The sequence below is a fragment of the Micromonospora sp. B11E3 genome, assembly GCF_039871625.1.
Classification (GTDB): domain Bacteria; phylum Actinomycetota; class Actinomycetes; order Mycobacteriales; family Micromonosporaceae; genus Micromonospora.
This window is the reverse complement of sequence record NZ_JBDPMC010000008.1, coordinates 147,606-159,039: the sequence shown is the minus strand read 5'-3', so window position 1 is coordinate 159,039 and position 11,434 is coordinate 147,606. Positions and strand designations below refer to the sequence as shown.

13 protein-coding genes are annotated in these 11,434 nt (G+C 71.5%); 3 read left to right on the top strand and 10 right to left on the bottom strand.

From position 1 onward, the window contains the following. From ABGB16_RS07090 to ABGB16_RS07080, 3 genes are all read right to left on the bottom strand, one after another. Positions 1-601: transposase (locus ABGB16_RS07090; RefSeq protein ID WP_347667151.1), on the bottom strand; the 601-nt coding region annotated here is incomplete at its 3' end. After that, a complete protein-coding gene (gene tnpA / locus ABGB16_RS07085) occupies positions 598-1,017 on the bottom strand; it encodes an IS200/IS605 family transposase (protein ID WP_347667150.1) in 420 nt (139 codons plus the stop codon). The genes ABGB16_RS07090 and tnpA, both read right to left, overlap by 4 nt. Positions 1,018-1,070: 53 nt before the next feature. Beyond that, on the bottom strand, positions 1,071-1,904 hold the full coding sequence (locus tag ABGB16_RS07080; RefSeq protein WP_347667149.1) for an extracellular solute-binding protein: 834 nt from the start codon (positions 1,902-1,904) through the stop codon (positions 1,071-1,073). A gap of 157 nt (positions 1,905-2,061) precedes the next feature. Here ABGB16_RS07080 and ABGB16_RS07075 point away from each other — a divergent pair, with 157 nt between their 5' ends. From ABGB16_RS07075 to ABGB16_RS07065, 3 genes are read left to right on the top strand one after another with little or no spacing between them, the layout of a single operon-like run. Beyond that, complete coding sequence (locus ABGB16_RS07075; RefSeq protein WP_347667148.1) at positions 2,062-3,111, top strand: zinc-binding alcohol dehydrogenase; 1,050 nt, start codon at positions 2,062-2,064, stop codon at positions 3,109-3,111. Continuing rightward, a complete protein-coding gene (locus tag ABGB16_RS07070; protein ID WP_347667147.1) occupies positions 3,108-3,926 on the top strand; it encodes a sugar phosphate isomerase/epimerase family protein in 819 nt (272 codons plus the stop codon). The genes ABGB16_RS07075 and ABGB16_RS07070 overlap by 4 nt, the downstream gene beginning before the upstream one ends. Continuing rightward, on the top strand, positions 3,923-5,251 hold the full coding sequence (locus ABGB16_RS07065; RefSeq protein ID WP_347667146.1) for a trehalase family glycosidase: 1,329 nt from the start codon (positions 3,923-3,925) through the stop codon (positions 5,249-5,251). The genes ABGB16_RS07070 and ABGB16_RS07065 overlap by 4 nt, the downstream gene beginning before the upstream one ends. A 131-nt stretch (positions 5,252-5,382) precedes the next feature. Here ABGB16_RS07065 and ABGB16_RS07060 read toward each other — a convergent pair whose 3' ends face one another. From ABGB16_RS07060 to ABGB16_RS07030, 7 genes are all read right to left on the bottom strand, one after another. Further along, complete coding sequence (locus tag ABGB16_RS07060) at positions 5,383-6,528, bottom strand: polysaccharide lyase family 7 protein (protein ID WP_347667145.1); 1,146 nt, start codon at positions 6,526-6,528, stop codon at positions 5,383-5,385. A gap of 133 nt (positions 6,529-6,661) precedes the next feature. Beyond that, positions 6,662-7,060, bottom strand: coding sequence for a hypothetical protein (locus ABGB16_RS07055; protein ID WP_347667144.1), 399 nt, complete (start codon positions 7,058-7,060; stop codon positions 6,662-6,664). After that, positions 7,057-7,644 carry a hypothetical protein gene (locus ABGB16_RS07050; protein ID WP_347667143.1) on the bottom strand — a complete coding sequence of 196 codons (588 nt, stop codon included), beginning with the start codon at positions 7,642-7,644 and terminating at the stop codon, positions 7,057-7,059. The genes ABGB16_RS07055 and ABGB16_RS07050 overlap by 4 nt, the downstream gene beginning before the upstream one ends. Then, positions 7,628-8,734: a hypothetical protein gene (locus ABGB16_RS07045; RefSeq protein WP_347667142.1), complete on the bottom strand. Its 1,107-nt coding sequence runs from the start codon at positions 8,732-8,734 to the stop codon at positions 7,628-7,630. The genes ABGB16_RS07050 and ABGB16_RS07045 overlap by 17 nt, the downstream gene beginning before the upstream one ends. 9 nt (positions 8,735-8,743) lie before the next feature. Next, entirely contained in the window at positions 8,744-9,058 is a 315-nt protein-coding gene (locus ABGB16_RS07040; protein ID WP_347667141.1) for a hypothetical protein, read from the bottom strand. Next, positions 9,051-9,851, bottom strand: coding sequence for a YbaB/EbfC family nucleoid-associated protein (locus ABGB16_RS07035; RefSeq protein ID WP_347667140.1), 801 nt, complete (start codon positions 9,849-9,851; stop codon positions 9,051-9,053). The genes ABGB16_RS07040 and ABGB16_RS07035 overlap by 8 nt, the downstream gene beginning before the upstream one ends. 123 nt (positions 9,852-9,974) lie before the next feature. Further along, positions 9,975-11,375, bottom strand: a complete 1,401-nt coding sequence (locus tag ABGB16_RS07030) for an FAD-dependent oxidoreductase (protein WP_347667139.1) — start codon at positions 11,373-11,375, stop codon at positions 9,975-9,977. Positions 11,376-11,434 lie beyond the last annotated feature (59 nt).

Below are 11,434 nucleotides of genomic sequence, written 5' to 3'. Positions count from 1 at the left end.
GGGCCAGGGCGACGTTGACGCCCCGGTCGATCCCGACGGCGGGCCCCTGGTGCTGCGCTGGTGTCCCCACCTCCACTTCGGTACGGAACACGAGGTGCCAGCCGAGCGCGTCCTTGACGAGCCGGGCGCCGGTGGTGCGGCCGGGTTCACGGCCGACGCCGGGGATCGGCCCGGACCAGCGGAACCGGACCACGCCGACTTTCGGGATGCGCACCTGACCGACGCGGCGGGACAGGCGGGTGATCGCGAGGTCTCGTCCCTGCGGCACGTCAACGGACATGCGTGACCACAGGCGGGCTTTGAACTCCGGTGCGGACGCCCGGCCTTCCCAGCAGTTTCTCCACGCCCGCACGTACGTTTTCAACACCTGCTGTGCGGCTTGCGCGGGCAGGTCCGCGAGCCACGGGATGTCCTTGCGTGCCTGCCGGATCGCTTCATCGGCCTGCTTCAGAGTGGGGCGTCGGTCGCGTCCGCCGCCCCACGTCCACCACTCGTGCAGCAGGTTCCACATTGCACGGGCCGCGTGGCCCTGAATGTCGAGTGCGGCGGCCTGCTCCGCAGTGGGGGCGAGACGACGTACGTATCCGTGGTTGATCTTCACGACGCGCCTCTCTTCCTCCACGGCCGCTCCCACTGGGTTTCGATGTACTTCTGGATGGTTACGGCGGACACGTTGCCGACCGACGACACAAAGTACGACCGGGACCACAGGGTTGGCAGCCGGCTGCGCAGGTGAGAGAACTCGTCACGAAGCACCCGCGAGGTGAAGCCCTTGAACTGGTTCGCGATGTACGACGGCGAAGCGTTCGGGTCGGCCCGGACGAACAAGTGCACGTGGTCGGGCATGACTTCCAGCGCCACGATCGACCAGCCATGCTCGTCACACTTCTGTCCGATCAGGTCCCGCAGACGTTCGGCGACTGGGCCGACGAGCACGGGGCGGCGGTACTTCGGGCACCACACCACGTGGTATCCGAGGCTGTACGCCGCCCCACGGTTCGTCTGATATTCGGCCACGAATTTAGTATACACACGGCACGTAACTAACAGAGCAGCATCAGGGCAGCGATTCACCTGCCGCCTGAAGACGGCAGCCCTCTCGCCTCAAATCGGTAGGTGGCCCGGGTGGTGTCGACGTCCTGCGCGCCCGGCACCGACCAGTTCTTCACCAGGTCGCCGTAGAGCTGGAAGGTCTCGACGCACTGCGGCGAGTCGAGGGTGACGTTCTTCGCGTCGTCGACGAGCTGGCAGCCGTTGCCGAGGGCGAAGTTCTCGAAGGTCTGCGCGGTGAACGCGTCGTTGGACACCGTCGCGATCGTCACGCCGGCCATCCCGCCGGTGTTCAGCTTCTGCGCCGCCTGGCGGATCTTGTCGAAGGTGTCCGGCGCCGGCAGGCCGGCCTTGTCGAACAGGTCCTTGCGGTAGAACAGCAGCTGCGCCCAGCCGTCGGAGGGCACGGCGAGCTGCTTGCCGTTCTGGCTGACCAGTTCCAGCGCCCGTGGGGAGAACGTGTCGCGGCCGAGCCCGTCGACGACGGACTTGGCCGCGTCGGTGTCGAGCAGGTCGTTGGAGGCCATCTGCGCCACGGAGGCCAGCGGCAGCGCGCCGACCACGTCGGGCAGCGTGCCGGCCGCCGCGGCGGAGGTGATGAGGCTGGTGAACTGGTTCTCGTCGGTGGCGACGATCTTGACCTTGACCCCGGTCTGCGAGGTGAACCTGTCGGCGATGGCCTGGGTCGCCTGCACGCGGTCGGTCTGGTTCTCCAGGCTCCACACGGTCAGGGTGCCGTCGCCCTCGCCGCCGCCCCCGTCGTCGCCGCACCCGGCCAGGCCCGGCACGGCCAGCAGGCCTGCCACGACACCGCCGGCGAGCCAGCGTCGACTGCGGGCGTGATTGGTCTTCACGAAACGTCCCTCCGAGATGTGTCGATGACTTTGCACTCTGAAGTCGTTACGGGCAGATCTCAGCAAGACTTATGCTTGATTGCAAGACATAAATAGGTAACATGTTCGATCAACGCTCGTCACCTTTCGCACCCCTACCCATCCCTTGAAGGCCAGAGTGTCCCAGATAGTCCAGTTCACCTCGCCGCGTCACGTCGAGGTGATCGAACAGTCCCCCACCGAGCTCGGCCCTGGCCAGATCCGGGTCCGCACGAGCTTCTCCGGCATCTCCGCCGGCACCGAACTGACGGCCTACCGGGGCACCAACCCCTACCTGAACAGGACCTGGGACCCGGCCCTGCGGCTGTTCGTGGACGGCACCAGCGGCCTGAACTACCCGATCGCCGGACTCGGCTACTCCGAGGTCGGCGAAGTCGTCGAGGTCGCGCCCGACGTCGCCGGGGACCCGGCGATCCCGGCCGTCGGCCAGCAGGTGTGGGGCATCTGGGGACACCGCGGCGAGGCCGTCCTGCAGGCCGATCGGCTGCGCGGCTGCGTGGTGCCCGACGGCCTCGACCCGGTCGCCGCGACCTTCGCCCGCGTCGGCGCGGTCGCGCTCAACGCCGTGCTCGCCGCCGACATCCATCTCGGCGAGGTCGTCGCCGTCTTCGGCCAGGGCGTGCTCGGCCTGCTCACCACCCGGCTGGTGCAGCTCAGCGGCGCCACCGCGGTCGCCGTCGACACCCTGCCGGCCCGGCTGGCCAAGGCGCGCGAGTTCGGGGCGGAGGCGACGGTGAACGCCGCCGAGGAGGCCGCGGCCGCCGAACTGCGCCGGCTCACCGACGGCCGCGGCGCCGACGTCGCCATCGAGATCAGCGGCTCCTACCGGGCCCTGCACGAGGCGATCCGCTCCGTCACCGTCGACGGCCGGGTCGTCTCCTCCGGCTTCTACCAGGGCGAGGGGGCCGGCCTGCGGCTCGGCGACGAGTTCCACCACAACCGGGTACGGCTCGTCTCCTCCCAGATCAGCGGGGTGCCCCCACAGCTGGCCGGCCGGTGGGACCAGGCCCGGCTCAACCACACGTTCCTCCAGCTCGCCCTCGCCGGCAGGATCGACCCGGTCGGGCTGGTCACCCACGTCATCCCCGTGGAGCAGGCGGCGGAGGCGTTCCAGATGCTCGACCAGCGGCCCGAAGAGGCACTTCAGGTGGTGTTGAAGTTCTCATGATCAAGATTTCCTGCCAGGAACAGCTGCTGCCCGGCGCGACGCTCCAGAACAAGTGGGAGTTCGCGCAGCGCGCGGGCTACGACGCGATCGAGGTACGCGGCCGGGGCGACTTCGCCTTCCGCGACCGGCTGCCCGAGCTGCGCCGCGCCGCCCGCGACGGCGTACCCATGCCGTCGGTGTGCGTGGAGATGCTGCACTTCTTCGGCGCGTTCGACGCGGACCTGCGCCGCGACGCCATCGCCCAGCTGAAGTCCCAGCTGTCGGTCATCGCCGAGATCGGCGGGCCCGGCGCCGTCGCCTGCACCCCCGCCTCCTACGGCATGTTCTCCCGCCGGCTGCCCCCGTTCGAGCCGCCCCGCAGCGAACAGGACGATCGCGCCGTGCTCCTCGAGGGACTGACCGAACTCGGCGCGCACGCCGCCCGGGAGGGAGTGATGCTGGCCCTCGAACCGCTCAACCGCTACGAGGACCACATGGTCAACCGGGTCGAGCAGGCGATCGACCTGATCGAGGCCGTCGGGCTCCCCTCGGTCAAGGTGCTCGCCGACACCTACCACATGAACATCGAGGAGGACGAGCCCACCTCCGCGCTGGTGGCGGCCGCCGCCCACCTCGGACACGTGCAGGTCAGCGACTCCAACCGGTTCCAGCCCGGCGCCGGCCACCTGGACTGGGCGGCGCTGCTCGGCACGCTCGACGCGATCGGCTACGACGGGTATCTTGCCGTCGAGTGCCGGCTGCGCGGCGAACCGGAAACGGCCGTCGCCACCATCCCCGGCTTCCTGCGCCGCCACGCCGCGGGCGTCCCGGCGTGACCCTCGCGCCCACCGTCGAGCCGCCCGCCCGCGCACCGGCGGCCGACCACCCCGACCTCGACCGGGCCGCCCGCCGGGTGCTGGTGACGAACTGGAGGCTGCGCGCCACCGTCCCGGCCAGGCACCTCTACCCGCACCAGTGGAGCTGGGACTCGGCGTTCATCGCCATCGGGCTGCGCCACCTGTCCCCCGTCCGCGCCCAGCGGGAACTCGAGTCGCTGTTCGGCGCCCAGTGGCGCGACGGCCGCGTACCGCACATCGTCTTCGACCCGCAGGTACCGGTCGACGCGTACTTTCCCGGGCCGGCGTTCTGGCGCTCCGGGGCGGCGCCGGGCGCCCCGGCCGTGCCCACGTCCGGGATCGTGCAGCCGCCCGCGCACGCCCTCGCTGCCTGGGCGACGTACCGCGCCGACCCGGCGGTCGCGCATGCGCGCGGCTTCCTGCCGCGGCTCTACCCGAGGCTCGCCCGCTGGCACCGCTACCTGCTCGACCGGCGCGACCTGGGCGGCGCCGGCCTCGCCTCGATCGTGCATCCCTGGGAGTCCGGGATGGACAACAGCCCGGCCTGGGACAGCCCCCTGTCGCGGATCACGCCGGTGCCGCCCGGCTCGTTCACCCGGCGCGACCTGGCGCACGCGGCGGCGGCCGAGCGGCCCACCGACCTCGACTACGGCCGCTACATCCGGCTGGCCGGCGACTACCGCGACGCCGGGTACGCCGACTCCCCCGACGTGCACGCCTTCGCGATCGAGGATCCGCTGTACAACGCGCTGCTGATCGCCGGCGAGCACGCCCTCGCCGACATCGCCGCGGCGATCGGCCGCGACCCGGCACCGCACCGCGCCACCGCCGACCGGCTCACCGCCGCGCTGATGTCCCGGCTGTACGACTCCGCCGCCGGCATGTTCTTCCCCCGGGACGTGCACACCGGCCAACTCGTCCGGTCCTGGACGATCGCCGGCCTGATGCCGATGGTCGTGCCGGGGCTGCCGGTGGCCCGCGAACTTGTCGCCACCGCGCTGGGCGGCCGCTTCCGGCTGCGCGAGGCGTGTCCGCTGCCCTCGTACGACCTGGCCGCACCCGACCACCAGCCGGGCCGCTACTGGCGCGGGCCGGGCTGGGTCAACACGAGCTGGCTGTTCTGGCACGGACTGCGTCTGCACGGCGAGACGGCCCTGGCCGAGGATCTGCGCGACCGGCTCCTGCGCCGGGTGCGCGAGGCCGGATTCCGCGAGTACTTCGACCCGCTGGCCGACACCGGACACGGCACCGACGGATTCAGCTGGACGGCGGCGCTGGCGCTCGACCTGATCCGCGCCGCCTGAGCCCGTCGGTCACGGTCGCCGGGGCGGCCTGGCTGCTGGCCGCCGCACCCGGCGTCGACCTGCGGCGCTCCGGCGGGGGCCGGGTTCCCGTGCCCCCCGCCGGGCGAGCCGACGTGCCGGTGGCGCCGGTGTCAGGAGTGGGTCACCGTCACGTCGTACAGACGCGTCTCGCCGTAGTTGGTGCTGCTGCAGGGCGAGGAGTTGGTGCAGTTGGCCTGGGTGTAGGCGCCCGCCTTGAAGTAGGCGCCCGAGAAGCTCCTGCTGATGGTGGTCTGCAGGACGCCGTTGTAGTACGCCTTCACCTGCCCGCCGCTGACCACGAACTTCGCCTGGAAGCGGGTGCCGAGCTGGTAGCTGCTGGTGACCAGCTTGTGGTGGGTCGTGTCGCCGTTGGTGACGTAGAGGCTGGAGCCCTCGAGCCGGAAGACGGTCACGTCGTCACTGCCGTCGTGGATCTGGGCGATCACCAGGTGCGGCTTGACCGCGGGCAGGGCCATGAACGCGCCGTCCACGACGAGGGTGTGGGTGCCGGACGTCGAGGACCAGCTGGCGTTGGCCGTACCGTTGCTGGTCATCTCCCGCAGCTCGGAGCGCGGATAGCTCGAGCCGCTGGTGGTGACGCCGTTGACGGCGGCGCGGAACTGGACGGCGCGGCAGGAGTCCGCCGTCACGAACCACGGAGAGGTCTGGTACGAGTCGAGCGTCGGCTGCTTGACCTCGGTGGGGCTTCCCGAGGAGCCGGTCGGCAGGGTGATCTTCCAGTTGGTGAGGTCGAGCACGTCGGCCGGGACGGAACAGGTGCCGCTGCTTCCGTCGGGGCCGTAGATCCGGGCCTCGGTGATGCTGTTCCAGTCGTTGTAGGTGTTGCCGTACCCGACGACGCGGACGTAGCGGGCGGTGCGGTCGGCGAAGTCGTACGTCTCGATCTGCAGCGTGCTGCCGCTGCTCTGCCGCCGGGAGACGACGGTGGTCCACGAGCTGGCGTCGGTGGAGGCCTGGACCTCGAAGGTCTCGATGCGCGTGTCGCCGCTGTGCCAGGCGATGCCGACGGAGCCGACCTGGGTGCTCGCGCCCAGGTCGAAGCGGATCCACGAGCCGTCGCCCTCGGCCGACCAGCGGGTGGAGAAGTCACCGTCGAGCGTGTTGGCGGGCACGTTGCCGTCGTGGCTGCTGGCCGTCACGCCGGCCACCGGAAGGGCGGTGGCCGCGTGGGCGGGCGGGGCAACGAGCACCGCGGCGAGCACGATGGGAACGGCGATGATTGCGGTTCGTCGCATGACACGTCCTCCGGAGAGATCCACGAATTTCGCTCCAGCCCCGGAGACCATAGGAGCACACCTTCACCGCCGTCAATGGAGGAAGCCCCCATCGCGAGGCCGGCGGAGGTGGGCGAGACACCCGCGCTCCCCGTTAGCGCAGCTTCGCCGTGTTGTGCCACTGGAGCACCTGGGTGTCGGTGTGATCCTTACGGATCATGATCGATGCCCGGTACTCCAGCCGCACCAGTCCACCGGCGGCGACCTCCACCCGCCGGCGCGCCGTGGCCGGCTGGCGCACCTCGACGTCGTGGGCACCTGGGCGCAGCGGATACCACCACCTCGACCAGCTCGCCCGCACCTGCTGCCCGTCGACGTACAGCAGCGGCGGGGGAACCCAGATGTCGTAGTTGGGGCGGTCGTTGACGAGCATTCCCGACCGGTACAGCTCGACGTGGCTGGTGAAGTGGAACGTGGCCACCACCGCGCCGAAGCCGGCCGGTGGCTGCGGCGCGTCGGCCGCGGCGCCGAGGAAAACCGGAGCCTCCGTCATCGCCGCCCCCGTAACGCCCTGCGCCGCCACCGCACCAAGAAGAGCGCGCCCGCGCCGACCCCGACCACCGGGCCGAGCACCAGCGCCAACATCAGGTGGTCGCCGAGGAGGATGAAGGGCAGCTGCGCGGCGAGACAGCCGAGCGACGCCACGCCCATGGCGGCGGCGATCGCCGCCGGCAGCGGCATCGGTGTGCCGCGCGGTCGCTGGCCGGGGGCGCCGAGGGAACCGGGCGTCACCGCGTCGTACGACGCGGCGTACTCCACCAGCACGATCGCGCCCTCCTCGACGGTGACCATGGTGCTCTGCTGCGGCTCGATGTACTGGACCTCGACCAGCCGCTCACCGGCCGGCACCACGATCAGCGCGTGGCCCCAGCCGTACGTCGCCGGCTCCCCGTCCACACCCACCATCGGCGCGAGGGTGTGCCGCTCCGCCGCCGGCGGACACCAGGCGTGCACGGCGATGCCGCCGTGCCCCGCCGGCAGGTCGGGCGGCGGGGCCTGCGGATCGTACGGCAGCACCCGGTACGCGCTCTGCGGGTGGGCGAGGTCGGCCCTGGCCGCGTCATCGGTTGGGGTCAAGGTTGCGGTCCATCTCCTCGTCGGAGAGCTCGTTGTCGTCGGTGGCGTAGTCGTTGATCCGTTTGCCTTCGTTGCCGCTCGTGGTGAGCAGCTTGTCCAGCGGGCCCATCCACGTCCGCCAGTCCTTGGCCGAGTTTACGAGGGCCGGGCCGGAGCCCTGCCAGCCCGGGGCGAAGCGCCCGTTGGGACTGCGCCGCTGGAAGGAGGCCTGTACGCGGCGCATGATCCGCGGGTGCATCCGCGTCAGGACGGCCCGCAGCCGCCTGAGGATCGCCAGCACGCGGGTGAGGAACGCGGCCCCCCGGCTCATCGCGACGCCGGCCTGGACGGTCGTCGCGGCCCCGGCGGCGGCGGTCGAGGCACCCATGGTGGGTGCGGCGGTGGCCAACGCGGCCGTCCAGGTGAAGACGAGCCACTCCACGAACGTGGCGATCAGGCCGATGACGAACGCCTGCGCCACCTCCATGACCAGCTTGGCGATGTTCATGATCATTACCAGCTGTTTGACGTCGTTCCCGATCCCGGCGACGCCGTCGGCGAACTCCTCGAACCGCTGCTTCGCCGCGTCGGCCGCCTTGCCCTGCCACCCGATCAGGCCCGCGTTCGCCGCCTCGCGGATCTCGTCGGCCAGCGGTTCCAGGGCGTTGCCCACCCGCTCCCACTTGGCGATCTCGCCTTCCATCCGCTCGGCGTTCCCGGTGACCAGGCCGAGCAGGTCTTCCAGCGGCTGGACGACGTCGATGAGGAAGGTCAGCCCCGCGGAGATGAGGAAGTTGAGCGGGTCGGCGGCGTAGACGAGCACGTTCACGCCCAGGTCGCCGGCGGCGCCGGCGATGTTGAACAGCTCGCCCCAGTCGCCGTCGCCGCTGTTCCACTTCGCCCCCGCCGAGATGGCGGTGGGGATTCCGCTCAGGCCGGGAACGTCCTTCACCGGGTCGAAGCGCAGCACGTCGTACCCGCCGACGCTCACCGAGCCGGACCCGCCGTACCCGTCCCAACTCGTGTTCACCCCCACGCCGTGGTGGGTCGACTCGCTGGTGTCGACGTCGTTGCGGACGTCGCTGTCCTTCAGATCGATCTCGTCGGTCACGCCTCCCACTCAGTCCAGCAGGTCCTGGATCGCCTTGAGCGCCTTGGCGATCTGCTCTTCGTTCTGCTTGTACGCCTGCGCCGTGCAGTCGAGCGCCTCGACCCGGTCCTGCAACACCTCGCCCATCAGCGCCAGGTGCTGGTAGATGTCGTCCGCGTACGCCCAGTAGACCGCGGCGGCCGGGGCGCCGATCAGGCCCCAGATGTACCACTCGGGGTTGGCGTCCTCGGCGAGGGTGAGGATGTCCGTCGCCTTCCGGTGGATGTCGGCGAGCCGGTTCCGGCAGGTGATGATCTCCTCCGGATCGACCTGGAAGTCACCCATGTCGGCTCGCCCCCGGCGACTCGTCGCGCAGCTCCGCCGGCAGGTACGAGGCCACCATCTCCTGGATGTCCAGCCGCGGCCCGGTCAGCCGCTGCACCCGCTCCGCCACCAGCATCGCCGCCTGCGCGGTCGCCTGCTGGATCGTGGAGAGGACGAGGGCGCCGAGGGTGTTCGCCCCGTGGCCCAGCATCTCGTCGTCGATCTGGATCCCCTGGAGCACCCCGCCCGCCGCGACCGTGGCGGCGATTCCGCCGTACGGGGAGACGGCGGTCGCGGTGATCTCCCGCAGCTCGGCCTGCGCCTCCGCGTACGCCGCGACCTGCCGATCGGCCTCCTCGGCGAGCCGCCGCACCTTCTCCTCGGTCTCGGCCTCCAGGGCCGTGAGCGGCTCCGACCCGGGGTCGTCGGCGGTGCCGCCGGAGCTGGCGCCGGGGACACCTCCGGTGCGAGCGGCCGGCGGCTCCGGGAGCACGCCGCCGAGCAGCCCGGCCACGTCCACCCGTCCCCGGGTCAGCTCCCGGGCCCGCTCGGCCAGGGCCTCGTCGACCTGCCGGCCCGCCTCGCGGATCGTCTCGACGATGACGGCGCCGAGGGTGTCGCCGTCGTAGCGGAAGGCACGCTGGCTGAGGAGAAGCTCCATGACCGCGTTCCCGGGGCCGACCGTCACGGTGACGGCGTGCTCCGGCGACGTGACCGTGACGACCGATTCCTGGATCACCGCCCGCAGGTCCGCCGCGGCGCTCCGCAACTGCGCCGGCGCGAGAGGTTGACCGTTGTTGTGGACGCCGCTCATCTCACCCCGTTGTCACTCTCGATCTCTTGAGCCGGCGGGGTTGGAGCCTAACAGGATCACGCGGGCCGGGGTGACCCCACTCCACATCGGACACTGCGGCCGGCGGGACCGGACTGCCGCCCGTCAGGATCGCCCGCCGCCGCCCGATCGGCGCGCACCCCGGTTGGCCCGCAGGGCGCCCAGGATCACCCCGGGCGTGGCCAGCGACCTCGGGTGTTCCCGCATGGAGACGACCGCGCTGAACCGCCGGGCGATCGCGACGTCCGTGACGGTCGCCGTGACGATCTGCCGGCTGACCCAACTGGAGAACCGGTACCCGCGCGGGTAGGGCCCGTCGACGTGCGGCAGAGCCAGGTCGGCCGAGGTCGACGTCGACCAGGCGGCGTCGACCACGACCTTCTGCAGGGCGAGGAACCGGTGCGCCGGCAGGCCCAGATCCGGCCCCGACCGCAGGTACGTCGACAGGCAGGCCGCGTGCAGGGCGGCGGCCGTCATCCCCTGCCCGTACACGGGGTTGAACGAGGCGACCGCGTCACCGACGCTGACGAGACCGGCCGGGAACCGCCGCACCGCGTGGTAGTCCCGCCGCCGGCTGTCGGCGTGGCGGTAGGTCCGGACGTCGCCGAGCAGCTCGTTGCCGGCGACCTCGCCGAACTCCGGGGGGAACTGCTCCCGCAGCCGGCGGACGAAATCCTCGGCGGTGCGCCCCGGGCGGTTGTCCCCGTGACCGGCCATCATGGCCATCCACCGGCCACCCTCGACGGCGAAGAACGCGGCACCGGCGACGTCCGACGGCATCCGGGGGCTGTTCAGCGCCAGCGCGATCGTGAGACCGGGGTTCGTCTCCCGACGCCGGAACAGGGCCGTGGCGTAGTTGAGGTTCACCGTCATCCGCCGCGTGACGGGCTGATCCCAGCCGGCCTGCTCCAGCCACTCGGACAGCCGGCTCGACCGTCCCATGGCGTCCACCACGAGATCGCCGCTCTCGACGCCGGGCGCCCCGTCGACGTCCAGGCGGACCCCGGTGGTCGCGGCGCCGTCGAACACGAGCCCCGTGGCGCGCGCGGTGACCGTCTTCACGTTGGGCAGGCGCAGCACCTGCTCGCGGATCAGCCCCTCCAGCAGCGGCCGGGTGCCCGCCAGGCTGTCGGCGTCGTCGGGCACGACGACCTTCAGGCGGCCGTCGAGATAGTTCCGCCTGGTCGCGGGCGGCGCCTCGACGGCCCCTCGGGCCACGGCCCGGGCACGGAATCCCGGAAACAGGTGCTCGAGCTGCAGGAGGCCGCCGGGCAGCAGCGCGTGCAGCTGCGTCCCCTGCGGCACACCGGGCCGCTCGCCGGCTCCCCGCAGGTCGTCGCGTTCGACGATGACGACGCTCTCCGCGTGGTCGGACAGCACCCGGGCGGCCAGCAACCCGGCGACACTGCCGCCGATCACGACCGCCCTGTCCATGACCGGGGACGCCTCGTCGGGCGGTCGCACCGCGTGCAGCGCGGCGAACACCCGGGCCGGGGAAGGGGACATCGTGCTCTCCAAGGGGTACGGGGCGAGCTGGCCTCCTGCGGGCCACCGACGCGTCGAGC

Bases quoted from the DNA above. Each gene is read 5' to 3' on its own strand.
- ABGB16_RS07070 (WP_347667147.1), top strand. From the start codon at position 3,108: ATGATCAAGATTTCCTGCCAGGAACAGCTGCTGCCCGGCGCGACGCTC.
- ABGB16_RS07060 (WP_347667145.1), bottom strand. From the start codon at position 6,528: ATGCGACGAACCGCAATCATCGCCGTTCCCATCGTGCTCGCCGCGGTG.
- ABGB16_RS07055 (WP_347667144.1), bottom strand. From the start codon at position 7,060: ATGACGGAGGCTCCGGTTTTCCTCGGCGCCGCGGCCGACGCGCCGCAG.
- ABGB16_RS07040 (WP_347667141.1), bottom strand. From the start codon at position 9,058: ATGGGTGACTTCCAGGTCGATCCGGAGGAGATCATCACCTGCCGGAAC.
- ABGB16_RS07035 (WP_347667140.1), bottom strand. From the start codon at position 9,851: ATGAGCGGCGTCCACAACAACGGTCAACCTCTCGCGCCGGCGCAGTTG.
- ABGB16_RS07030 (WP_347667139.1), bottom strand. From the start codon at position 11,375: ATGTCCCCTTCCCCGGCCCGGGTGTTCGCCGCGCTGCACGCGGTGCGA.